Raw genomic sequence first — 24404 nt, 5'->3', positions numbered from 1 at the left:
ACCCCCGTCATGTCGTCATGTCGTTCGCAGATGCTGGGCAAGGGCCTGGACGGTGGGGTACCGGTACAGCTCTGCCAGGGCAATCGGCCGGGCGCCCCACCGCCGTTCCAGCCGGGTCCGGACCATGGCGAGGGTGAGCGAGTCGCCGCCGACGTCGAAGAAGGCCTCGTCGAAGCCGAAGTCGTCGGTCCCGAGCACCTCGGTCCACACGTCACGGATCAGCTCCTCGGCGTCGTCCGTGACCTGGTCCACCGCGTCGGCAACGGCAGCGGCAACCGGCTCGTCGGCGGCGGCAGACTCCGAGCCACCCCGCTCCGGCCCGGGCGCCGGGGCGAACAGCGCGCCGAGGGCCCGCAGGTCGACCTTGCCGTTGCGGTCCAGCGGGAACCGCGCCACCGCCAGCCAGCGCTGCGGACGCTCGTAGGGGGCCAGCACCGGCTCGACCGCCGCCCGCACCCGGTCCAGGACGCCGCCGTCGGCCTTGACCGCCGCGCAGAGCCGCTCGCCGGCCAGCAGGACGACGGCGTCCAGCACCCCGTCCTGCTCCTTGATCCGCCGCTCGACGGCGACCGGTTCGATCCGGTACCCGGCGATCTTCAGCTGCCGGTCGACGCGGCCCAGGAAGAGCAGCCGCCCGTCCGCGCCCCAGCGGGCCAGGTCGCCGGTGCGGTACTCGCGCTCGCCAGCCTCCTCGCCGTCACGCTCGCCGGGCCGCCCACCGGCCCGCCCACCGAAGGCCTGCGCCGTGCGGTCCGGGTCGCCCAGGTAGCCGTCGGCCAGTCCCGCGCCGGTGGCCCGCAGTTCACCCACCGCCCCGGGCGGCACCAGCTGCCCGTCCGGGCCGGTGATCCACACGCCGGTGCCGTGCACCGGGCGGCCGATCGGGAACGGGTCGGACACCTCGGCCACGCCCTCGACGTGGCAGACCGTGGTGAACGTGGTGTTCTCGGTGGGCCCGTAGCCGTTGGTGACCCGCAGTCCGGGCGACTGTTCGAGGACCCGCCGGACGTGCGCCGGTGAGACCACCCCGCCGCCGGTGAACACCTGGCGCAGCCCGCGCAGCGCCTCCGGCCGGTGGTCGGCCACCAGGTGGAACAGGCCCGCCGTCAGCCAGGCGTGGGTCACGCCCGCGGCGGGAAGGAACCGGGCCAGGCTGTCGGGCGTGGGCTCCGCGGGCGGGTGGACCACCACGGTCGTCCCGCTCGCCAGCGGCACCAGCAGCTCCAGCGTGGAGGCGTCGAAGGCCAGCGGGGACAGCCGCAGCATCGCCGCCCCCGGCCCGTCGACGGACGGCTCCGCGTCGGCGAACAGGTCCGCGTCGTCCACCAGGCGCAGCACCGCACGGTGCGGGACCACCACGCCCTTGGGGACACCGGTGGTGCCCGAGGTGAAGGAGACGTAGGCCGCCCGGGCCGGCTCCGGCCGGTGCGGCGCGGGCCCGGGTCCCGCCCCGGCGGGCCGCCCTGCCGGGAGCGCCCGGCCGGGACCGGCCTGCTCGCACCGGGGGACGCCGGCGAAGGCCGGATCGTCCGCCGCCCCGCCGATCCGTGCGGCGGCCGCGACGGCGCCCGCGATCTGGGCGCGCCTGGCCTCCGGGGCGGCCGGGTCCACCGCCACCCAGGCGGCGCCCAGGCGCAGGGTGCCGAGGACGGCCACGGCCTCCGCCGCCGACCTCGGCAGCTCCAGGACCACCCGGTCACCGGCGCGGACCCCGCACCCGTGCAGCAGCTCGGCCTGGTCCAGGGCGTGCGCGTGCAGCTGCCGGTAGGTCAGCGCGTGGCCCGCGTCGGGGTCGAGCACCGCGGTCGCGTCGGGACGCTCCCGCACCTGCCGCTCGAACCGGCTCCACAGGTCGTCGCCGGTCGCGGAGTCCGCGCCCAGGCCGAGTTCCCGCAGCCGCGCCAGCTGGCCGGCGGAGAGCCCGGCGATCCGCTCCACAACGGCCTGCGGCTCCGCCGCGAGCTCCGCCAGCTCGGCCAGCACGGCTTGCAGCGACTCGGCCAGCTCGCCGATGTCCGCGGCGCTCTGCGCCGAGGTCGCGTACTCGATGGCGAGCCTGGGCCGCGGCGACCAGGACTGCACGTACAGCAGGGCGTCGAAGGCCGAACCCGCGCAGTGGCCCTCGTACACCCGCCAGGTGCCGCCCGCGGTCCCGAAGGAGTCGGGGACCAGCTCGTGGTGGGCGGCGAAGCCGAGCTGCGCGACCGGGTTGCGGGTCCCGTCCACGGTGCCGTCCAGGCCGGTCACCACCTGGGCGAACGGCAGGTCGGCGTCGGCGAGCGCGGCGGCGAGCGCACCGGCGGTGGCCCGCACGTGCTCGGTGACCGGCCGGGCGCCGTCGATCCGGCAGCGCACCGGGACGATCCGGGTGCAGAGCCCGACGACGTCCTCCATACCGGCCTCGAAGCGGCCCGCGGCCGCCACGCCGAGGACCAGGTCGGTGGTGCCGATCCGGCGGGCCGCGGCGAGCGACCACGCCGCGAGCAGCACCGAGGTGACGGTGGTCCGGCTAAGCCGCGCCAGCCGGTCCACGCCCTCGGCCACCTGCTCCGGCAGCTCGAACACCAGCCGGGCGCCGGCGCCGTCGGTACCAGACCCACCTGCCGTGCCGACCGGATCGGGTCCGCCGGGCAGGGTCGCCACCAGCGGGGCGCCGTCCAGCCGCCGCCTCACCCCGGCCATGGCCGCCGCCAGGTCGCCCGAGGCCTCCCGTGCGGCCAGCCGGGTGCCGATCCAGTCCGGCGACGGCCCGGTCCCGGGCAGCGCGCCCGGTCCGTCCTCGTACAGCCGGGCGAACTCGCGCCACAGCACACCGATGCTCCAGCCGTCGGCCAGAGCGTGGTGCACCAGCACCGAGATCAGGGACTCGGCACCGGCGAGGGTGCGGACGAACACCACGGGCGGCCGCTCGAAGGGGCGCAGCAGCTCCCCGGCGCGCGCCGCGTACAGCTCGTGCACGGCGCGCACCGCGTCCGTCCCGGCGGGCAGGGTCTGGTGCAGCAGCCTCGGCTCGTAGGAGGCGGGCAGCACCAGCCGTCGCACGGTCCGCTTCTCCCCGGACGGGGTCTGCTCGCCGGTGAACATCGTGCGCAGCGATTCGTGGCGGGCGGTGAGGGCGCGCAGCGCGGCCCGGGTGCGCCCGAGGTCGAGCAACTCCGGCGGCCGCAGGGTGAAGAGCAGCCGGTAGGGCCGGTCCTGGCCGGCCAGGTGGGCGGCGAGCATGGCCCGCTGCCCGGGCAGGAGCGGGCGCGGCTGCGGGGCGGCAGCCGGGGCGGCGGCCGGGTCGACGGGCGGCGGGACGCTCGGCACGAAGGCCCGCGCGCCGGCCAGGACGGCGGCCAGCGGGTCCGGGCCGAGCAGTCCCGCGACCTCGACGTCGCGGGACAGCCGGCGCTGGCCGTGGGCGCCGAGGGCGATCGCCTGGAGCGAGGATCCGCCCAGGGCCGTGAACGACTCGGCCCGGTACCGGGCGCCGGCCTCGTCGGCCGGCAGCCCGAGTACCTCGGCGACCAGTGGCAGCCAGTCGGCGGCGCGCCCGGGGGCGACGGTCATGCCCGACCGCCCTCGGCCCCCGCCGCCTCGGGCGCCGCCGCCTCCGGCTCGTCCCGGCCGGCCACGGCCAGCAGGTCGCCGTAGCGGGGGTTGTGCAGCACGTCGGCGAGGTCGACGGGACGGTTGAGCTCCTGGCGGATCAGGGTGCTCAGCCGCAGCGCGCTCAGCGAGTGGCCGCCGAGGTCGAAGAAGTCGTCGTGCTCGTGGACCTCGTCGACACCGAGGACCTCCATCCAGAGCTGCTCGAACTCGGCGACCCAGTCCTGCTCGGTCCGAGGGTTCATCACAGGTGCCTCTCCTTCGCGGTGGCGGGGATCTCCAGGTAGTGCCGGGTGGGGGCGAACGGGTAGCCGGGGGCGGGAACGCGGGTGCGGCCACGGTCCCCCTCCTCGTTCCAGGGGCCGCCGATCCCCAGCTGCCAGAGCAGGCCGACCGCGGCCAGCATCCGGTCGTAGGCGCTGCTCATCTCGGGCAGTTCGACCCCGAGGTGGGGGAAGACCTGGGTGCCGACCTCCAGCCAGGCGGCCGGCTCGGGGTCGACGGCCGGCGGCGCGAACGCGCCGTCGCCGGGCTCGTCGAAGCGGCTCGCCCAGTAGTCGGGGTCGGCGGCCTGGTCCGCGGTGACCGGCGCACCGTCGACCGGGGAGTACAGCCGGGCGGTGGGTGCGGCCGGCCGCCAGTCGGACGGCCGTCGGCCGAGGGCCAGCTCGATGCCGGTCCCGAAGCCGAACACCCCGGCCGTGCACGCCGCGGCGACCGCGCCGGGGCCGTTGCCGGTCAGGGCGACCGGGCGGATTCCGCGGCGGCCCAGTGCGTCGGTCCAGGCCATCGCGACGGCGAACCGGCCCACCCGCTCCTTGGTCACCGGATCGGCGTCCTCGCCCAGCGGGCGCAGCGCGGCGTAGCCGAGGTCGATGATCCGGCGGAAGTCGGGGTCGATGTGGTAGCAGTGCCCGCAGCCGGGCAGTCGGCCGCCGCCGGTGAGGTGGTAGGCGACCCCGCGCTCGGCGGCCTGCGGGTCGGTGCGGCGCACCGGCAGCAGCGGCTTGAGGTCCTCCTCCGGCATCCGGACGGTGAAGCCGCGCCAGGGGAGCTCGGTCCGTCCGGTGCGCAGCGTGTAGGCGACGTCGCCGAGTTCGGCCGGCGGCAGGTCGGCGAGGAAGGCGTCCACCCGGGCCAGGCTCTCGGTGGCCGCCTCCTCCGTCCTGGCCGAGACCAGCAGCAGTTCGCTCGCCGGGCGGCGGGGCCGCGGGCGGGCGGCCGGCGGGGCCTCCTCCAGGACGATGTGGGTGTTGGTGCCGCCGATGCCGAAGGAGCTGACGCCGGCCCGGCGCACGCCGTCGATGGCCGGCCACTCGGTGGCGGTCGCGGGCACCCAGAAGACCGACTTCTCCAGTTCGAGGGCCGGGTTCGGCGCGGTGAACAGGCCCACCGGCGGGATGGTGCGGTGCTTCAGGGCGAGCACGGTCTTGATCACGGCGGCGACCCCGGCGGCGGTGTCCAGGTGGCCCATGATGGACTTGAGGGCGCCCAGGGCTGCCTTCGGGCGGTCGCCCCGGTCGGTGCCGAACACCGAGCGCAGCGCGGCGAGTTCGATCGGGTCGCCGAGCGGGGTCGCGGTGCCGTGGGTCTCGATCAGCCCGATGGTGTCGGGGTCGATGCCGCCGGCCGCGAGCGCGGTGCGGATGGTGGTGGCCTGGCCCTCGACGCCGGGTGCGGTGAACCCGGCCTTGCGGGCGCCGTCGTTGACGGCGGCGGTTCCGGCGATCACCGCGTGCACGGTGTCGTTGTCCCGGATCGCGTCCTCCAGGCGCTTGAGCACCAGCACGCCGCCGCCGTCGGCGTCCGCGGTGCCGTCCGCGGCGACGTCGAAGGTACGGCAGTGGCCGTCGCGGGAGAAGGTGCCGCCGGGGGCGTAGAAGTGGCCGCGCCGGGTGGGCGGGCCGGAGGAGGCGGCGCCGGCGAGCACCATGTCGGCCTCGTAGGTGAGCAGGCTCTGCACCGCCAGGTGGATGGCGACCAGCGACGTGGAGCACGCGGTCTGCACGGAGAAGGCCGCGCCCTGGAGGTTGAGCTTGTAGGCGATCCTGGTGGCGGCGTAGTCCTTGTCGCTGGAGGTGAGCACGCCCAGTCCGCCGGCCGATTTCACCGCGCGGGCGTTCGGCCACAGGATGTCGAGCAGGTAGACGTTCATCCCGGTGCCGACGTACACCGCGGTGCGGTTGCCGTCCGCGCCGATCGGCGGGTAGCCCGCGTGCTCCAGCGCGCCCCAGGCGCATTCGAGCAGGATCCGCTGCTGCGGGTCCATCAGCACGGCGTCCTGCGGCGAGTAGCCGAACAGCCGGTGGTCGAAGTGGTCGTAGTCGTCCAGGACGGCGCGGGCCGGGATGAAGTTGGGGTTGTCGGCGACCTCCTCCGGGACGCCCCAGCCGAGGAGTTGCTCGCGCGAGAAGAAGGAGATCGACTCGACGCCGTTCTCGATGTCGTGCCAGTAGCGGTCGAGGTCGCGTCCGGCGCCGGGGAGCCTGATCCCCATGCCGATAATCGCGATCCGGTCCTGCCCCTGTTCCTGCCCCGGCCCTTGCCCCTGTCCCTGTCCCTGTTCGTCAGACATGCTCGTGCCCCCTGTTGAGTCGGCGCCGTCGGGCGAGTTCGTCACGGCCGCGCTTGCGCAGCGCGGTCCGGTCGTCGGCGGGCACGGCGGTCCGTGCCTGCCGGAAGTGCGCGGCGCAGGCGGCGACCGTGCCGTGCCGGAACAGGTCGGTGACCGAGAGCTCCAGCCCGGTCTCCGCCATCCGCTCCCGCACGGTGATCAGCGCGAAGCTGCTGCCGCCCACGTCGAAGAAGTTGTCGGTCGGTTCGAGGTCGGGCCGGCGCAGCACGTCGGCCCAGATCGCGCGGATCCGCGCGGTGAGCGAGTCGCCGTTAGCCGGCCCCGGGTCGGCGGTGACGCGCTCGGCATTGGCGGCCCCGGCGGTGACGCGCTCGGCATTGGCGGCCCCGGCGGTGACGCGCTCGGCATTGGCGGCCCCGGCGGTGACGCGCTCGGCGAGCAGGCGCCGCCGGTCGACCTTCCCGTTGGCGTTCAGCGGGATGCGCTCCACCGGCAGGATCCGGGACGGCACCATGTAGCCGGGCAGCTCGTCGCGGACCAGGGCGCGCAGTTCGCGCTCGTCGCCCGCCCCGGGGTCGGCGCAGACGAACGCGATCAGCTCCTCCGCCTCCACCACGGCCACGCACTGGCGCACGCCCGGGCGGCGCAGGAACGCCGCCTCGACGTCCGCGAGTTCGACCCGGTGGCCGCGCACCTTCACCTGGGTGTCCTCGCGGCCGATGTACACCAGTCGGCCGTCGGGGGCCCAGCGGACGATGTCCCCGGTCCGGTAGAGCTCGCCGGGGGCGTACGGGTCCTCGCCGAACCGGGCGGCGGTGAGCCCCGGTTCGCCGATGTAGCCGGCGGCGACCAGTTCGCCGGCCAGGTACAGCTCACCGGGCACGTTGACGCCGGTGGGCCGCCGGTCCTCGTCCAGCACGTAGCAGCGGTTCGCCGGCAGCGGCACCCCGATGCTGCCCTCCCGCACCCGGCCCAGTTCCGCGGCCGGCACCTCGATCACGGTGTTCACGATGGTGGCCTCGGTGACCCCGTACATGTTGACGAAGACCGCGGGCAGTCGCCGCGGGTCGACCAGCGCGGCCAGCCGGGACCAGCTCAGCGCCTCGCCCACCAGGACCACGTACCGGACCGGGGAGCGGTCGCCGTCCAGGGTGTCGAAGAACGGCGGCAGTACCCGGTACAGCAGGCTCGGCGTGAGGTTGACCACCGTGACCCGTTGCGCGTGGATCAGCCGGGCCAGCCGCTCGGGGTCGAGCACGTCCTCCTGGTCGGCGATGACCAGCCGGCTGCCGGTGGTCAGGGCACCCAGGATCTCCAGGACCGACACGTCGAAGGAGAAGTTGTGCGCGGCCAGCCAGCTGTCGCCGCCGTCGGTGGCCAGGCCGCACGGGCGCGGGCCGAACAGGGCGTTCAGGCCGCGGTGGCGGACCATCACTCCCTTGGGCACCCCGGTGGAGCCGGAGGTGTACATCACGTAGGCGACGTCCGAGGGTTCGGGCCACCGGAGCGGGTGCTCCAGCGCGCCGTCGCCGAGGTGGGCGTCCGACGGGACCGGGTGCTCCGGCGCGCCGTCGCCGAGGTGGGCGTCCAACCGGACCGTGTCCCGGCCCTCGGTGAGCTGCCGGGCGAGGTCGGCGGTCTCCTCCTCCACCAGCACGACGGCCGGTTCGGAGCTGTCCAGGATGTGCTCCAGGCGCCGGCGCGGGTGCGCGGGGTCGAGCGGCACGTAGGCACCGCCGGCCTTCCACGTCCCGAGGATCGCCGCGAGCATCGCCGGGGAGCGGCCGAGCAGCAGCCCGACCCGGGTACCGGTGCGCACGCCGGCCCGGCGCAGCGCGGCGGCGATCCGGCCGGACCACTCGTCCAGTTCCCGGTAGCTGGTCGTCCGCCCTCGGTGCACCAGCGCCACGTCGTGCGGGGCCGCGGCGGCGTGCTCGCAGAACAGCCGGAGCACGGACGGGCGGTCGCCCAACCGCAGCACGCCCGACGCCGGCTCACCCGCCGCCGGCTCGACCGGCGGGTTCCAGCCCTCGGTGAGCAGCCGGTGCTCCCGCGCGTCCACCATGGCGGGCTCGCCGCCCGGGTCGTCGACCAGGGACTCCAGCAGGGCGTGGAAGTGCGCCACCAGCCCGTCGACGGTCGCCTCGTCGAACAGCTCGGTGCTGAAGTCGGCGCGCAGGAAGGGCGACCGGGTGGAGACGTCCAGGGTCAGTCCGAGGTCGAAGCGGGCCGCCTCGATCTCGACATCGACCTCGGACACCGTCAGCCCGGTGAAGTCAGGCACGGTGAACGTGAAGTTCTGCACCGTCAGCATGGTCTGGAAGACCGGGGCGTGGCTGAGCTGGCGCTCCTCGCCGACCGCCTGGACGATCCGCTCGAACGGCACGTCCTGGTCGCCGAGCGCGGTCAGCGCCGTCCGCCAGGTCCTGGTGACCAGGTCGGCGAAGTCGGGCTCGCCGCTCAGGTCGACCCGGACCGGCAGCGTGTTGACCAGGCAGCCGACCAGTTGCTCCTCCGCCTCGTCCAGCCGGTTGGCGACCGGGACGCCGATCACCACCTCCGGCTGGCGGGCGTGCCGGGAGAGCACCCGGGCGTAGGCGGCGAGCGCCACCGCGAACAGGGTGACCCCGTGCTCCTTGGCCCAGTCGGTGAGCCGTTGGACCAGCTCGGGATCGACCGGCCGGCGCAGCACCGCACCGCGGTGGGTGAGCACGCCGGGCCTGGGCCGGTCGCTGTGCAGGGCGAGCTTCGGGGCGCCGGCCAGCAGCTCGCGCCAGTGCTCCAGGCGCCGGGTGTGCTTCTCCCACAGGGTGCGCTGGGCCTCGGCGTACTCCAGGTAGGAGGCGCTCGGCGCGGCCGTCGCCCGGCCGTTGTACTGTGCCGCGATGTCGTCCAGCAGCAGCCCGACCGCCCATCCGTCGCAGGCGATGTGGTGCACCAGCACCACCAGGGCGTGCTGGTCGGCGCCCCAGGACACGATCCGGGCCCGCAGCACCCGGCCGTCGGCCAGCGCGAACGGCACGGCGGCCTCGGCGGCCACCAGCTCGCGGAGGTGGCGGTCCTGGGCCGGCCGGTCGGCCGGCGGCTGCGCGACGGCAGTGACGTCGGGCTCCGCCGTGTCGTGCACCAACTGCGTCAACTCGCCGTCCCGCACGGCGAACCCGGTGCGCAGCACCGCGTGCCGGGCGGTGACCGCGCGGACCGCCGCGCCCAGCCGGTCGCGGTCCAGCGCGCCGGTCATGCGCAGCGCGAACGCCACCACGTAGGCGGGGTTGCCCGGTTGCAGCTCGTTGAGGAAGTAGAAGCGCTCCTGGGTGAACGAAGCCCTGCCGCTGTCGGTCATACCGCCCCTCCGGTGTCCATGACGGCCTCCGGGCGGGCGGTGCCCGCCATCGCGTCGGCGCTGCGCCGCGCGGCGGGGCCGATCAGCGCGGCCGCGGCGAGCATCAGCCCGGCGATCGCGATCCAACCCCAGAAGCCTGCCGAGATGACCAGGCCGGAGAAGAGCGCCGGCCCGGCGATGTTCTGGGTCGCCACGTGCAGGTCGAACGCGCCGAGGTACTCGCCCTCGGCGTGCTTGGGTGCCAGCCCGAAGGCGAGGCCCCAGGCCGAGGCGGACTGCATGACCTCGGCCACGGACAGCATCAGGGCGGTCACGACGATGGCCGCGGTGGCCGGCGCCGTCGCGTGCCACAGGGCGGTGACCGAGGCCGCCGCGCAGCCCGCCGCGATCCACAGCCCGGCCCGGCGGGCCGTCGCCGCGGCGCCCGCGACCGTCTCGGCGCCCTTGCTCGCCCGTACCTGGAACAGGATGACGAAGACGGTGTTGACCACCAGGAGCAGTGGCACCAGGAAGGGCCGGACGGCGGCGCGCTCCAGGGCCCACAGCGGCAGCACCACCATGAGCAGGCTGATGTGCGAGGCGAGCACGGTCGACAGGCCGACGACGCCGAGGAAGCGCAGGTCGCGCACCGCGCCGAAGGGCCGGGGCCGCTGTTCCGGATCACCCGGCGGCCCCTCCGGCAGGCGGGTCACCAGCAGGGCCGCGAGACCGAGCAGGACCGCAGCCACGGCGGGGATCAGCACCAGTAGCCGGGTGCTCAGCGCGGCCGCGGCGGCGACGCCGATGCCCGCGCTGAAGCCGACGTTGAACACCGTGCGCATGGTCGCGTTGAGCCGGACCCGCTCGCCCTCCGGGATCACGGTGGCCAGCAGCGCGTTCTCGGTCGGTCCGATCCCGTAGTCCAGGAAGCCGACCAGCGTCACCAGGACGTAGAACTGGATCGCGTCGTCCACCGCGGAGTACAGCCCGAAGCCGACGGCGACCGCCGCGAACAGCAGGAACAGCAGGGTGCGCTTGCGCATCCGGTCGGCGATCATGCCGAAGAGCACCGAGGAGAGCAGGCCGGCGAAGCCCGCCAGCGACAGGCCGATGCCCACCTCGGCGGCGGTCAGCCCGACGTGCAGGGTGAAGTAGACGATGCTGCCGGAGAGGAAGACGCCCTTGCCGGTCGCCTCGGCGAACCGGATCGCCAGCAGTCGCCGGCGCAGCGCGTCGGCGGGGATCAGTCGGCCGAGCAGGCCGGGTGTGTTGCCCGTGGATCCGGCCACCTCAGTACTCACCCCGTCCGTACGCGAGGAGCGTGGCGACCCGCTCCGGCTGGGGTGCGCGCGCGGCCCCGAGCGGGGCCAGCACCCGGGCCCAGCCGTCCAGCCGCTCGGCGTCGAGTCCGGCGGCGGCCGCCAGGCCGTCCCGGCGGCCCACCATGTCGGCGAGGTCCGTGCCCTCCAGCACGTAGTCGGCCGCGTCGAAGCAGCGTTCGCCGATGCAGGCGATCGGGCTGCGGGCCACCAGGCCCCTGCGGTCCGAGGTGAGCACATTGCCCAGGTGCAGGTCTCCGTGGAGCAGCACCCGCTCGGGTTCGGTGGCCAGCAGCCGGTCGGCGATCCGCCTCGCCTCCGCCAGCTCGGCACCGCCCTGCTCGGCCCAGCCGAGCATCATGCCGAGCCAGTCGGCGGCCTGCCGGGGCGCGCTCGCCGGGTCGCCGACGGTGTGCAGGTCGTCCAGGAACCGCGCGTAGTCGGCGGGGGACGGCGGCTGCGGCAGGTCCTCCACCGGCGTGCCGGGCCGGACCGCCTCCAGCAGCGCCGCGCCCCGGCTGCTCGCGTGCACCTGGGGCACCCGGCCGCCGGGCGCGAACTGCCGCAGCATCGCCACTTCCTCGGCGAGGGCGTAGGCGTCCGGCGCGAGCTTCAGCTCGGCCTCACCCATCGGCCCCGTGCAGGAGACCAGCACGGAGGTCACGGCCGACGAGAAGTCGACGCCGACCACCTCCCCGATGTCGAGTTCCCACTCCCTGGCCAGGGCCGCCACCTGTTCCGGCAGCGAGCCCACCCAGCGATGGTTCACCTTTCCCCGGCGCATGAAGTCGGCGATCGCCTGCAATCGCCCGGCTATCAACTCCAAATCCAGCAAAGGGGACACCCCTTCCATGAGTCGCTTCGTGGTTGGTCGGACGGGTGGGGACGGCCGAGCGGTCCCGCCCCGCTGGCCATCGCCACGGGAGGAGACTCCGGCAGGGCCGTGCAAGGCCGATGGAATGGCTGTGCAAGACCTGTTGAATACGCGTGGCCGGGGTTTCGACGCGGATCAACGACCCTTGACGCTGACCGTTCACGTAGGTTCAATTTCCCAGCGGCCACCGGCCTTTCGGGGGAAGAAATGACAGAAACCAACGTCTTTTTCGGGGTGCTAGGCCCCGTCGAAGTCCGTGTCGACAGCGCAACCGTCGCGCTGCCGGCGCGGGTCAGAGTCCTGCTCGCGGCGCTCCTGTGCCGTCCCAACCGGACGGTCAGCGTCGACGAGCTCACCGACATCGTGTGGAGCAACGAACCGCCCGCCGCGCCGGCCACCCTGCGCAGCCATGTGCTGCGCCTGCGGCGCCTGTTGGGCGAAGGATCGGACCGGGTGGTGACCACCGGTCCCGGGTACCGGATCGAGGTCGGAGCACGGACCGAGCTCGACACCCTGGTCTTCGGCGAGCACTGCGAATCGGCCCGCGACGCCGCGCGGTCGAGCGACTGGCCCGCCGTCTGGACGGCGGCCTCCGCGGCCCTGGGCCTGTGGCGCGGCGCGCCGCTGGCCGACGTCAACTGCGACCGGCTGCACCGGGACGAGACTCCGGGCTGGGCCCAGTCCCGGGTGGAGGTCACCGAGTTGGCCGCACGGGCCGGCCTGGAGCTGGGACGCGCGGCCGAATCCGTGCTGCTGCTCACCCGCCTCGCCGCGGAGGAGCCGCACCAGGAAGGCGTGCACGCCCTGCTGATCGAGGCCCTCGCGGTCGCGGGCCGGCGGGCCGAGGCGCTGGCCGTCTACCGGCGGCTGCGCACCGCGCTCGCCCGGGACCTGGGCATCGAACCGGGTGCCCGGATCGCGGCCGCCCACCAACGGGTGCTGCGTTCCGGCGGCAACTCCGCTGCCCCGCACGACGGTTCACAGCGGACGTCCGCACCGGACCGGGACCTGCCGGCCGGGCCCGACCCCGCCGCCCTCGCCCTCCCCACCGGCCCCGTCGTCGAGGTGGACGGGAGCGGCGCGGCGCTCCGGGGAGCGCGTCCCGCACCGACCGAGCCGGTCACCGCGTGGCGCCGGCTCCCGGCGGAACCGGTCACCGTGCTCCGCCAGCTCCCGGCCGACCTGCCCTTCTTCAGCGGCCGCACCGAGGAGCTGCGGACCCTGCTGGCGGCCCCGGCCGCCGGACCGGCCGGGGTCGCGGCCACCGTGCTGGTCACCGCGATCGAGGGCATGGCCGGGGTGGGCAAGACCCAGCTGGCCGTGCACGCGGCGCACGAGCTGGTCCGCGCCGGCCGGTTCGGCACCCTGCAGCTGTACGTGAACCTGCGCGGCTTCGATCCGGACCGGCCCCCGGCCGACCCCTCCGACGTCCTGGCGGGCCTGCTGCACGCACTCGGCGTGGACCGGTCGCTGATGCCCGAGGGCCTGGACGCGCGCGCCGCGCTGTTCCGCGACCGCCTGCACGGCCGCGAGGCGCTGCTGCTGCTCGACGACGCGGCCGACGCGCACCAGGTCCGCCCGCTGATCCCGGCCGACCCCGGCTGCCTGGTGCTGATCACCAGCCGGCGCAGCCTGGCCGGGCTGGACGGTGCCCGCTCCCTGCCGCTCGCCGCCCTGGCCCCGGCGGAGGCGCTGCAGCTCCTGGCCGCGGTCGCCGGCGCCGAGCGGGTCGCCGACTCCCCCGGGGCCGCGGCCCAGGTCGTCCACGCCTGCGGGCACCTGCCGCTGGCGCTGATGCTCGCCGCGGCGCGCCTGCGGGCCCGCCCGGCCTGGCGGCTCGCGGACCTCGTCGAGTACCTGAGACCGGGCGGCATCAGCGCCCTGACCACCGGCGGCCGCTCGCTGCGCGCCAGCTTCGACCTCTCCTACCGGGGCCTGCCCGAGGAGGCCCGGCGGGTCTTCCGGCTGCTGGCCGTCCATCCGGGGCGCGAGTACACCGCGCACGCGATCGCCACGCTGGCCGGTGTCGACCCGGCGGCCGCGCGCGAGACACTGGAGCTCCTGGTGGACGAGCACCTGCTGATCCAGGACACCCCGGCCCGGTACCGCCTGCACGACCTGCTGCACGCCTTCGCCGCCGAACTCACGGAGGGCGGGACCGCCGACCGCCTGGCCCTCTACCGGCTGACGGTGTGGTACTGCCACACCGTCCGAGCGGCGGACGAACTGCTGCGCGCCCGCTCGTCGGTGGTCCGCCCCCGCTACTCCCCGCCGCTGCCCCCGCCGGTGCTGCCGGCCCTGCGGTTCCCGGACCGCGACCGGACGCTGGCCTGGCTGGACGTGGAGCGCGCCAACCTCACCGCGGTGCTCTCCCGCGCCGCCGAACAGGGCCTGGGTCCGCTGGTCGCCGCGCTGGCGCTCTCGCTCAGCTGGTACCTGCACACCCGCGGCCCGGCGTCGAGCCTGCTGTCGGTGCTGCGCACCACCCAGGCCACGGTCAGTCCGGAGGCGGACCCGGTACTCGCCGCCCGGGTGCTCACCGAACTCGGCGACTACCACGCGCTCACCCGCCGGTACCAGGACGCCGTCCGGCACCACGAGCGGGCCCTGGAACTGCACCGGGCCAACCACGACCGGGACGGCGAGGCCGCCACACTGCTCGGCCTGGGCAGCGCGCACGACCGGCTGAACCGGCCGCAGGAGGCGGTCCGGTGCTGGCGGCAGGCCCGGGTGATCTTCGCGGAGCTGGGCAACCGGCTCGGCGCGGCCACCTGCCTGGTGAACCTGGCCCGGTCGTACCGGGCGCTGGAGCGGTTCGACGAGGCCGTCGAGCACGACCGCGACGCGCTGGCGGCCTTCCGCGGCCTCGACGACGAGCACGGGCAGGCGCAGGCACTGGCCGGGCTGGGCGAGCTCCACCAACTGCTGGACCGCGACACCGAGGCCGTCGGGTACCGGCGCCAGGCCCTGCTGCTGTACCGGCGGGCCGGCGACCGCTACGCCGAGGCGGACGTACTGGACGGGCTGGGAACCTCGTACTCCCGGCTCGGCCGGCCCGAGCAGGCGGTGCGGGCCTGGCGCGGTGCCCACTCGATCCTGACGGACATCGCGCACCCGCGGGCCGCGGAGATCGAGCGCCACCTGGCCGGGGCGGCCGGGCACGCCGGGAACCGTCCGGAGCACCGGTCGTACGCACGGTCGCGGTAGCGGACCGCGTTACCGGCGGGGCCGGCAATCGGGCGGGTCGTTCCGGGAACGTGATGTTCCCGGAACGACCCGCCCGACCTCGTTCAGGCCCCGCGCGGCGTCACCGCAGGGCTCACCTCCGGCGTCGCGCCGGCGGCTTCGGCAGCGCCGCCCGGTCCAGCTTGCCGTTCCGGGTCAGCGGCATGGCCGCCAGCACGACCGTGCGCGCCGGCAGCATGTAGCGGGGCAGCACCTCGGCCAGGTGCGCCGCCAGGTCGGCCGGCTCCTCCCGGTCCTCGGTCACCAGGTAGGCCACCAGGGCCGGGACCGCGCCCAGGTCCTCGCGCAGCAGCACCACCGCCTCCGACACCGCCGGGTGGCCGCACAGCACCGCCTCGATCTCGCCCAGTTCGATCCGCAGGCCGCGCAGCTTGACCTGGTGGTCGAGCCGGCCGAGGAACTCCAGCCGCCCGCCGGCCGTCCACCGCACCAGGTCGCCCGTGCGGTACAGCCGGGCGTCCGGCCCGAAACCGAAGGGGTCCGGCACGAACCGCTCGGCGGTGAGGTCCGGCCGGCCGACGTAGCCCCGGGCCAGCCCCACTCCGCCCAGGTACAGCTCGCCCGGCGTGCCGATCGGCACCGGCTCGCGCGCGTCGTCCAGGACGTGGGCCGTGGTGTTGGCGATCGGCACGCCGATCGGGACCCCGCCCTCGGGGTCGTCGTCCCGGCAGGTCCAGTGCGTGACGTCGACCGACACCTCGGTCGGTCCGTAGAGGTTGTGCACCTCGGCCCGGCTGCGCTCCCGGAACCGCCGTACGACGGCCGAGGTCAGCGCCTCACCGCTGCACACCACCCGGCGCAGCGCCGTGCACCCCGAGACCCCTGGTTCCTCCGCGAAGACCGCCAGCATCGACGGCACGAAGTGGGCGGTGGTGACCCCCTGCTCCGCCATCACCCCGGCCAGGTAGGCCGGGTCCCGGTGCCCGTCGGGCCGCGCCATGACCAGCCGGGCGCCGGCCAGCAGCGGCCAGAAGAACTCCCAGACCGACACGTCGAAGGTGTAGGGCGTCTTCTGCAGCACCACGTCCTCCGGGGTCAGCCGGTACTGGCGCTGCATCCAGAGCAGCCGGTTGACGATGCCGCGGTGCGGGATCGCCACGCCCTTGGGGCGCCCGGTCGAGCCGGAGGTGTAGATGATGTACGCCAGGTCGGCGTCCGAGGGTTCGCGGGCGGGCGGCGGGACCTGAACCGTCGGCCGGGTGCCCCCGTCGAGCGGCAGCAGCACGGAGCCGGTACCGGCGAACAGCGGGGCGAACGACTCGTCCGCGAGCACCACCGCCGGGCGGGCCTCGTCCAGGACGGTCCGGATCCGCGCCGCCGGATGCTCGCAGTCCAGCGGCAGATAGGCGCCGTCCGCCAGCAGCACGCCCAACAGGGCCACCACCAGGGCGACCGACCGCTCGGCGCAGACGGCCACCGCCTCGTCCGGCCCGACCCCGTGCGCCCGCAGGCGCTCCGCCAGGGCCCCGGCCCTGGCGACGAGCTCGGCGTAGTCGATCTCCTCGGACTCGTCGCTGACCGCGACCGCCGCCGGGGTGCGCCGGGCCTGGTCGAGGATGTACTCGTGCAGCCGGCGCGGTTCGCCGTGGTCGACGGACGTCCCGTTGAAGCCGAGCAGCCGCGCGCGCTCGGCCTCGGGCAGCAGCTCCAGTCGGCCGACCGGGCGGCCGGGGTCCGCGAGGGCGGCCTCGGCGAGCCGCCCCAGCCGCAGTCCGGCCGCGACGACCGTCTCCCGGTCGTGGCGGTCGGCCCGGTAGCGCAGCGCCCCGGCCGGGGCGGGCGCGAGGTGCAGTTCGAGGTCGTACCGGACGCCGTCCCCGAGGTCGACCGGCTCCGGCTCGCCGGGACGACCCACCAGCACCTGGCAGGGCGACAGCGACCCGGCCCCGCCGGAGAACCCGGCCAACGCCAGGATCCGGTCCGACGGCACGTCCTGGTACCGCTCCGCCTGCCGCAAGGCGTCGGCGGAGGAGCGCAGTTGGTCGAGGAAGGTGGTGCCGGAAGTGAAGACGGCACGCAGCGGGAAGGTTCCGACGCCGCTGCCACCGGTGCGCGGCACGGCGATCACCACATCGTCCTGTGCGCAGCAGCGGTGCAACAGGACCTGCACCAGGGTGACCAGGACGTCGAACGGACGGCAGCCCTCGGCGGTGGCCAGCTTGTCGACGCCGTCCAGCAGAGGCGCGGACAGGGCGAACGGCAGCGTCCCGGTGTCCCCCGCTGCACCCGCTCCCCCCGCGGCCCCGTAGAGGCCCGGCAGGCTCGACCGCGCGGGCGCACCCGCGAGGTGTTCCGCCCAGAAGCGCTCTCCCGCGCCGTTCGGGCCGTCGGGACCAGCGGTTCCGGCCGGATCGGCCGGAGCATTCGAATCGTTCGGAAACGCGCGTGCATTCTCCAGGCTCATGAGGCCCCCATGTCGGACGAACACGACTGAGCAGACAGGGAATTCACAAGGCGGGAAGACGGGAATCGGGCTCCGGGGCGGACCGGACGACAGATCCGACGACGGTCGGCTGACGATTCCCCCATGCCCTTTCACCCTAGCGCCGGGCCGAGCCCGTGCGAACAGGAAGACCTCGACTGTGATCTGTGTCACCAAGCGCTCGCCCCGCCCTCCTCGTGCCACCCGGTGGGGTCAGTCGCGGCCGAGCGCGTGCTCGCGTCGCTCCAGGTAGATCTCCACGAACACCGCGACCTTGGCTCGCAGCGCCCAGGGGTCGAACGGTTTGACGATGAAGTCGACGGCGCCGGCGGCGTAGCCACGCATGGAGTACTCGGGGTCGTTCCCGATGGCGGTGAGGAAGATGATCGGGATGTCGCGGGTGCGGGCGCGGCGTTTGATGTGGGCGGCGGTCTCGTAGCCGTCCATCTCGGGCATCTGGACGTCGAGGATGATGACGGCGAAGTCGTTGGACTCAAGCAGCGCCTTGAGTGCCTCCTGGCCGGAGGAGACGGATATCACCTCGTGGCCGTGGGTATTGAGGACGGCTTCGAGGGCCATGAGGTTGGGACGCTTGTCATCGACCAGGAGAACCTTCGGCCGGAAGCCCGCAGCGAGCGCAGGGGCGTCCAACGGGTCGACCAGGCGCACGAGTTCGGGTTCAGGCAGGACGGCGCCCTGCTGCTGCTCGACCACCTCCAGCTGGCGCTCCAGCAGCTCGCAGCGGGCCTCGGCGAACGCCGCCCGCTGGCGCGTCTGCTCAAGCTCCATGCTGAGCCGGGCGACCTGGAGGGCGAGGACGTTGCGCTCCTCCAGAATCGCCGCACGGTCCGCGTCGGCCGGGGCAGGCCGGCAAACGAACCCGCCCGGATGCTCCAGCTTCGTCAGCCGCTCGTCCAGGTCCTCGATCGCATGGTGGTAGCCGTCCAGCGCATGGTCGAGCTCCTCCTCCCGGGCACTGGTCTGCCGCACCTCCCGGTCCGCGGCACTCAGCTGCCCCTCCAACTGCTGCACGGCTTGGCTGATCGAGGCGTTGGTACGCAGAGCCGCGACGCGCAGCACCCGCAGGTGCTCCCTCGCTGCCCGCTCGATGCGGGTGCCGCGGACATCCTCGATGTGGCGCAGGAAGTCGTCCACGAAGTCCGCCGGCGGAACGCGGGTGCCCGCCAGGTAGCGGGAGAGCGTCCCTGCGTCCACGTAGCACCGTGCCGCGCAGCGGCGGACCGAGACCGCCAGCTCGGAGAACAGCTCCCGCAAGGCCTGGGCCAAGGCCCGGCACTCGCTGTTCAGGTTGTCGCTCAGCGGTTGAAGGCCGCCCATCCCCACCCCTTCGGTCCGGCCGCCTCCCGGCGGTCGGCCACCTCGTGCCACCCTCCCCGGCGGCTGCTCCATGTTTCCCTCACCGAGACCGTTCATGACGGAGTTTCGGACAGTTCCTCGGCCGGGGCGGCAACCAGGCGGTCGAAGAACGGCACCGCGACACCGAACGCTCCCGCCCCGTACAGCACGCACTCTGCGGCCTGCGACCCGGCGAGCCGCACCAGTACCCCCGCGCCGATGCCGGTGAGCACCGCCAACAGCAGGACCAACGCCGACCTCATGGACAGCAGCGAACGCCGCATCCGGACCTCCATCGTCGAGGACCCGAACAGGTATCCGCCGCGGGTCCAACCTCCCGGCTGAAACACCGAGTTGGCAGCATCCTGGCCGAGTCAGGAACCGTTGCGCGGCCCGCAACACCTTGCAACGGCACACGGCGACGGACCGGCAACACCCCCGCCCCATCCCCTCGACCCCCGATCCCGGCAGTCCTTGGCCCCGCAAGCCTCACAGCGGGCCGTCGCGGACCACACAGAGGACCTCGACCGGCTCCTGCGCGGAACGCGGTTCCGATCCGCCTTCATGCGTGACGTCACCACGGAATCCACCAGCCCCTGATCCGCCCCGTCAGGTCCAGTGACTCTTCATTGGGAACCAGGAAAATGTACGGCTTCTTGACGGAAACGCGCAGGGTCAGAGCTTCGGACTCCGAAATGTACCCGGTTTTCGGAACGCTCCTGGTGTCGATCGCCAGCCAGTGGGTGTAATCGTCGGCACGTCCGGCTTTGTTGACGAGGAATCCTGCGGTCTCGGCGTCGGTTCTGCCCCCAATGGCACCCCTGGGCGGGAGGTCAGTCAGATACTGCCCATGGCCGTAATGTGCATGGATGTCGACCGTGGATGCTCTCAGCTCCCCGCTATTGATGATTCCCTCCTGCCCCGCCTCGTTCGTGTAGTGGTACAGCATCCGGTCAGCCTTCGCAGGCTCGGTCGGCTTGAATTTCCCGGCCGGTCGGCCGGGCCTCCGTGCACCTCCCCGACCAGTGCCTCGTGCAGCGCCTCGCGCCCCACCCCGTCCACCGAACTCGTTCTCCGGGAGCGAGTTGAGGTACCGCCTGTAGGCGGCTCCGCCCTGTTTGAATGCGGCCGCCTCTTCCGCCGACATCGCATATCCTCCGCTCCGTGCGGCGAGTCGGGACAGGCCGCGTGCGGCGGCGGCGCCGATCTTTCCGCCGAGGCTTGCGCCGCCGCTGACGATGCCGGTGCCGAGGGAGACGTAGCCGAGGATGCCGGAGGCCTTGGGGGCGGCCTCTTCGAGGGCGCCGCTGACGATCGCGGTGACTCCGGAGACGACTCCGAAGGCGACTTCGGTGGCGGTGGTGGCGGCCATCACCGCGCCGTAGGCGGCGATGGAGGCGCCGCCGGTGAACACGGCGGCGCCGATGGCCAGGACGCCGAAGCCGATGTTGAGCCAGGCGCCCCAGCTGAGGTGGCCGGTGGGGTCGGCGCGGTTGATCGGGTCGCCCAGGCAGTAGGCGTAGGGGTTGATGCCGCCCGCGCCGAAGGGGCTGAGGCTGTCGGGCGCGGTGAAGCGCATCAGGACGGGGCTGTAGGCCCGGTAGCCGTTGCCGAGGTGGTACCAGCCGGTCGCGGGGTCGGTGCGCTCGCCGTCGTGGCCCAGCACGCTCACGGCCTCGGCGGGCCGGCGGTCGCCGTAGGGCGTGTAGGAGTACTCCTCGGCCTGCTGTCCCTCGGCGGCCAGCAGCACCGTCTGCTTGCCGTCCGTGCCCAGCAGCCGGGTCGACGCCTGGGCGCCCTCGCGGCGCTGGGCCACGCAGGCGTCCGCGAGCCGGACCAGGCGGGTGCGCCGGTCGCCCTCGGTGATCGAGGCGAGGGCCTGCCGGTGGTAGGAGAGGACGCTGGTGCGGCCGCCGCCCGCCTGGGTGAGGAGGCGGTTGCCCGGGTCGTACCCGTAGGCGGCGGCCGTGCCGGCCGAGACGAGGCGGCCGAGGTCGTCGTAGGCGAGGACGCGGCCGGCCTCGTCGGCGGTGAGGCGTCCCGCCGCGTCGTAGTGCAGGTCGGTGTGGGACTTCGGGTTGTCGTGGTCGATGCCGGTCAGCTGGCACGGGTCGGCCGCGTTGCCGAACAGGTAGGTGGCGGTGTCGCTGCCGCCCGCGAAGTCGGTGCGGCACGTCCTGACGTTGCCGTAGGCGTCGTAGGTGAAGGTCTGCCCGGTGATCGCGCGGCCCTGCTCGTCCCGCGAGGGCGTCTGCCCGGTACAGGTGTACGCGGTGAGCTGGTTGCGGCCGCTGTAGGCGAAGGTCTCCTCGCGCAGGACGGTGGTGCCGCGCTGCAGGGTGCGCCGGCCGAGGAGGTCGTTGGGCTGCCACTGCTGGGTGAGAACCCACGTGGCGCCCCGGCCGTCGGTGAGCGTGCGGGTCACCTCGCGGCCGAACTCGTCCAGGACCAGGTCCGTCCTCAGGGTGTTGCTGGCCTCGTCCTGGGTGGTCCAGCCGATGACCCGGCCCGCGGTGTCGTAGCGCAGTGTCGCCGATGCGGCCGGGTCGATGACGGAGAGGAGGCGGCCGAAGGCGTCCCAGCCGGTCCGCAGGACCGATCCGTCGACGCCGGTGTACCGGTGTTCGAGGCCGTTGACCGTGTAGGTCGTGCGGGCGGTGGCTTCGGGGTGGCCGGTGAGGCGGGTGGTGTCGGCGCAGGGCCGACCCGAGGGGTAGTAGGCGTGGGTGAGGGTGACCCCGCCTTCCTCGGCCGTGGTCACGGCCGCCGAGACCGGGTCCCGGGTGAACTTCTGGGTGATCGTGACCGCGCCTTCCGGGCCCGCGTCCACCCGGGAGAGGGCGTCGGCGAGCTGCGGGACGTACTGGTAGGCGTGCTTCTTCCCGTCCGGCCCCGTGGAGGTGGCGGGACGGGGGCCGGCGTCCGTCGCGTAGGTGGAGGACCACGTGCGCCCGCCCGAGGTGCTGTGCTTCAGCCGGCCCAGCCCGTCGAAGTCCTGCGTGCCGTACGACGCCGTACCCACCTCGTGCCCCCCGCCCACCTTGAGCCCCGTACCCACCTTGAGCTCCGTCACCAGCGCCTGGGCCGAGAACGGGGCGTAGGCGCGCGAGACCCGGGTGGTGTCCGGCAGGGTGGTGAGCCGCACGCGGTCGTGGGCGTCGTAGTCGTAGGTGGTGGTGTGGCGCAGGTCGTCGGTGTCGCCGAGGACGTCGGTCTCGGTGCGCAGCCGTCCCAGGCCGTCGTACTGGAACTCGCGGCCGCCGCAGGATTTGCCGTCCCGGTCGAGGCGGGTGACGCTCTTCGGCGTGCCGCGCTTGTCGTAACCGGTCACCGTCTTCGCGGGCAGTGGCGTGCCGGCGGCGAGGAGCTGGTGGGTGGTGGTGCGGTTGACCGGGTCGTGCAGGGTGAGTGTGCCCGAACCGTCGCCGAGGGTCGTGGTCGAGTGCTGTCCCCAGTCGTCGTAGGCGTAGGTGCTGGTGAGCGTGATCTCGGTGCCGTCGTCGCCGCGGGTGTGGTCGTGGGCCGTGGTGGACGCCGTGCGGCCCTGTTCGTCGTAGCTCTGTGTCCAGGTGGTGTACCAGGCGCCGCTGCCGCGGGCCCCGCAATCGTCCTGGGCGTCGTCGATGTCCTGGAGTTCGCGGCGGATCAGGCGGCCGGCACCGTCGAAGCTCTCGCGGATCCGGTTGCCCAGCGCATCGGTGGCCGTCGCGACGAACGGCGCGCCGGTACCGGTCCCGTAGGAGCGGGTCTCGACGGCCTGGTACGCGGTGTCCGGGTTCACGGTGCGGGTGAGCAGGCGGCCGAGCCCGTCGTACTCCAGGGTCGTGCGGTTGCCCTGCCCGTCGGTGGCGGACCGCAGGCGCCCGGTGAACCGGGAGAGGGTCTGCGAGCTCTTCACGGTCAGGCCGTCGTGGGTCGTCACCGTGTGGGCCTGCACCAAGGTGTCGTCCTGCACCGAGCAGTGGTTCGTGTCCACCGACTCGTAGGAGTCGGTGCCCTCGGAGTACTCGGTGCTGGCCAGACGGACGAGGCGGCCGAACTCCGCGCTGTCGGAGGTGTTGTAGGTGAACACCTGCTTCCGCAGGAGCCGGTCGCCGACCCGGTGGCTCTCCTCGGACTTCAGCACGACGGTGGGCACCTTCGGATCGGGCAGGCTGTAGCGGTAGGCCGTCGAGTGGACGGGCGCGTCGAAGCCGGTCTCCGGGGGCGTGCGGGTGACGCCCTTGAGCAGGCGGGTGAACCCGTTGGGCTCGGGCGGGCACTCGCCGCCGCTGCCGCCGGCCGGGTAGTACTCCCACACCGTGTGCGTGCCGTCGGGGTCGTCCTGGCTGGACGGGTTGCCGTACTCGTCGAAGAAGGTCCTGGTGGTCTCCTGGTAGGTCTTCGCCGGGCCGGAGGACCGGGAGTCCGTCCAGGTCACTGTTTTCTTCTTCGGGAGCTGGAACTGCGCCGGCTGGTCCTCGAACGGCTTGCCGGTCACCGCGTAGTACTGGGTTTCCACGAGCCGCGCGCAGTGGTTCTGCTGCTGCCTCTCGGCGGTCTGCAGGTGGAACTTGTTGTACGTCCGGGTGACCCTGGCGGTCCGGCCCGCGCAGGTCCGCGATTCCGTGGAGCCGTAGGAGTATTCCGTCAGGACGTCGTACAGGCAGTCCCGACTGCTGTCCCAGTCCACGTCGGAGTGGCCGCCGAGGAAGTTCGTGTCCGTGTAGTCGTACGACACCTCGATCGGGGGCTGTCCGCCGCCCGGTGTCCGGACGAACCGGTTCACGCGGGGAAGCGCCGGCAGGCCCGCGGTGACGGGGAACCGGTGCCCGTCGTCCTCGTACCAGGCGCTCTCGTCCATCCCGCCCGGCATCGTCACGCCGGTGATCCAGGAGCCCCACGCCCCCTGCTGCCCGACCGCGGTGTGGGTGAAGTCCCACACCAGCGGTTTGTCCGCCCCGAGCCCGAAGTGGTGCACGCTCCCGAGGAGGCCGTTGCGGAAGCGCAGTTCGACGTCGTAGCCCTCCTTCTGCCCGGGGAGGACACGGAGGGTGGTTTTCGACTGACCGGTGTAGACCACCTTCAGGAGGAGGTCCCGCTCGTCCTTGACCTCGGCCAGCCGCGGTCGGTCACCGGCGGTGAAGTCCCAGCGCAGTTCCAGGCGGTGGCCAATGGGCGTCAGCAAGGCGGTCGGCACCTTGAGGTCGAAGGCGTTCCGCGGCCCCGTCAGGATCTCCACGTCCCCGGACTTGTGCGTGATCCGGTAGCCGTCCTTGTCCTGCTCCCGGGCGATGTGCACGGTGTCGAGCTTGTGCTGCATCAGGACGACCTTGGTGCCCGTCTCCTCGACGCGGTACTGCTCGCCGCTGGACAGGACCAGTAGCCGCTCGCTGACGTCGTACGTCGTCATCGGCAGCGACACGCCCTGTCCCAGGCCCATGTCGGTACTGGTGAGCGGCGAGTACGACAGGGTGAGCGGCAGCGACGGGCCGAGGGCGCGATTGCCGACGAGCCCGCCCAGCGCGATCTGGACGTTGAACAGCCCCGTGCGGGGGTCGACGCCACCGGACACCGCACTGGAGAAGTTGGTCGCGTGAGTGAACAACGCGGAGGTCGTGGCCATGGCTGGATGCTCCTCCAGGAGAGCGCTTCGTCGGCGATGGGCCGGGCCGCCCGCTCGCCCCTTGTCGAGGGCCCTCCCCGCAGCAGGGAGGGCC

General features: G+C 73.7%; 11 protein-coding genes. 1 reads left to right on the top strand and 10 read right to left on the bottom strand.

What is annotated here, in order from left to right; translation table 11 throughout:
- Positions 1-15: 15 nt before the first annotated feature.
- The 6 genes from ADK60_RS13750 to ADK60_RS13725 are packed head-to-tail and all read right to left on the bottom strand — an operon-like array spanning position 16 to position 11642.
- Positions 16-3552 carry a non-ribosomal peptide synthetase gene (locus ADK60_RS13750; RefSeq protein WP_053645991.1) on the bottom strand — a complete coding sequence of 1179 codons (3537 nt, stop codon included), beginning with the start codon at positions 3550-3552 and terminating at the stop codon, positions 16-18.
- Positions 3549-3836, bottom strand: coding sequence for an acyl carrier protein (locus ADK60_RS13745; protein WP_053645989.1), 288 nt, complete (start codon positions 3834-3836; stop codon positions 3549-3551). Before ADK60_RS13745 ends, ADK60_RS13750 begins: the two co-directional genes overlap by 4 nt.
- A complete protein-coding gene (locus tag ADK60_RS13740; protein ID WP_079008335.1) occupies positions 3836-6166 on the bottom strand; it encodes a beta-ketoacyl synthase N-terminal-like domain-containing protein in 2331 nt (776 codons plus the stop codon). The genes ADK60_RS13745 and ADK60_RS13740 overlap by 1 nt, the downstream gene beginning before the upstream one ends.
- Positions 6159-9509, bottom strand: coding sequence for a non-ribosomal peptide synthetase (locus ADK60_RS13735; protein ID WP_053645986.1), 3351 nt, complete (start codon positions 9507-9509; stop codon positions 6159-6161). Before ADK60_RS13735 ends, ADK60_RS13740 begins: the two co-directional genes overlap by 8 nt.
- On the bottom strand, positions 9506-10777 hold the full coding sequence (locus tag ADK60_RS13730) for an MFS transporter (protein ID WP_053645984.1): 1272 nt from the start codon (positions 10775-10777) through the stop codon (positions 9506-9508). Before ADK60_RS13730 ends, ADK60_RS13735 begins: the two co-directional genes overlap by 4 nt.
- A gap of 1 nt (position 10778) precedes the next feature.
- Positions 10779-11642, bottom strand: coding sequence for an aminoglycoside phosphotransferase family protein (locus ADK60_RS13725; protein WP_159400427.1), 864 nt, complete (start codon positions 11640-11642; stop codon positions 10779-10781).
- 246 nt (positions 11643-11888) lie between these two features.
- Between ADK60_RS13725 and ADK60_RS47605 the strand changes: the two genes are divergently transcribed.
- Positions 11889-14888 (top strand): AfsR/SARP family transcriptional regulator, encoded by a 3000-nt coding sequence (locus tag ADK60_RS47605; protein ID WP_159400426.1) that lies wholly within the window; start codon positions 11889-11891, stop codon positions 14886-14888.
- Positions 14889-15000: 112 nt separating this feature from the next.
- Here the strand turns inward: ADK60_RS47605 and ADK60_RS13715 are convergent, their stop codons facing one another.
- The 4 genes from ADK60_RS13715 to ADK60_RS13700 form a co-directional block, all read right to left on the bottom strand.
- Positions 15001-17331, bottom strand: coding sequence for a non-ribosomal peptide synthetase (locus ADK60_RS13715; protein WP_053645978.1), 2331 nt, complete (start codon positions 17329-17331; stop codon positions 15001-15003).
- A 231-nt stretch (positions 17332-17562) separates the two neighbouring features.
- Positions 17563-18687 carry a response regulator gene (locus ADK60_RS13710; protein WP_053645976.1) on the bottom strand — a complete coding sequence of 375 codons (1125 nt, stop codon included), beginning with the start codon at positions 18685-18687 and terminating at the stop codon, positions 17563-17565.
- A gap of 92 nt (positions 18688-18779) precedes the next feature.
- Positions 18780-18989, bottom strand: coding sequence for a hypothetical protein (locus ADK60_RS13705; RefSeq protein WP_053646031.1), 210 nt, complete (start codon positions 18987-18989; stop codon positions 18780-18782).
- Positions 18990-19279: 290 nt separating this feature from the next.
- The gene (locus ADK60_RS13700) at positions 19280-24310 is read right to left on the bottom strand and encodes an RHS repeat-associated core domain-containing protein (protein ID WP_053645974.1); all 5031 of its coding nucleotides are present in this window, start codon (positions 24308-24310) and stop codon (positions 19280-19282) included.
- Between the last annotated feature and the right edge of the window lie 94 nt (positions 24311-24404).

The sequence above is a fragment of the Streptomyces sp. XY431 genome (assembly GCF_001279805.1).
Lineage (GTDB): Bacteria > Actinomycetota > Actinomycetes > Streptomycetales > Streptomycetaceae > Kitasatospora > Kitasatospora purpeofusca.
The sequence above is the reverse complement of the archived record's forward strand: the minus strand, read 5'-3'. Positions and strand labels throughout refer to the sequence as shown.

Bases quoted from the DNA above. Each gene is read 5' to 3' on its own strand.
- ADK60_RS13715 (WP_053645978.1), bottom strand. From the start codon at position 17,331: ATGAGCCTGGAGAATGCACGCGCGTTTCCGAACGATTCGAATGCTCCG.
- ADK60_RS13700 (WP_053645974.1), bottom strand. From the start codon at position 24,310: ATGGCCACGACCTCCGCGTTGTTCACTCACGCGACCAACTTCTCCAGT.
- ADK60_RS13710 (WP_053645976.1), bottom strand. From the start codon at position 18,687: ATGGGCGGCCTTCAACCGCTGAGCGACAACCTGAACAGCGAGTGCCGG.
- ADK60_RS13735 (WP_053645986.1), bottom strand. From the start codon at position 9,509: ATGACCGACAGCGGCAGGGCTTCGTTCACCCAGGAGCGCTTCTACTTC.
- ADK60_RS13740 (WP_079008335.1), bottom strand. From the start codon at position 6,166: ATGTCTGACGAACAGGGACAGGGACAGGGGCAAGGGCCGGGGCAGGAA.
- ADK60_RS13705 (WP_053646031.1), bottom strand. From the start codon at position 18,989: ATGCGGCGTTCGCTGCTGTCCATGAGGTCGGCGTTGGTCCTGCTGTTG.
- ADK60_RS13750 (WP_053645991.1), bottom strand. From the start codon at position 3,552: ATGACCGTCGCCCCCGGGCGCGCCGCCGACTGGCTGCCACTGGTCGCC.
- ADK60_RS47605 (WP_159400426.1), top strand. From the start codon at position 11,889: ATGACAGAAACCAACGTCTTTTTCGGGGTGCTAGGCCCCGTCGAAGTC.
- ADK60_RS13745 (WP_053645989.1), bottom strand. From the start codon at position 3,836: ATGAACCCTCGGACCGAGCAGGACTGGGTCGCCGAGTTCGAGCAGCTC.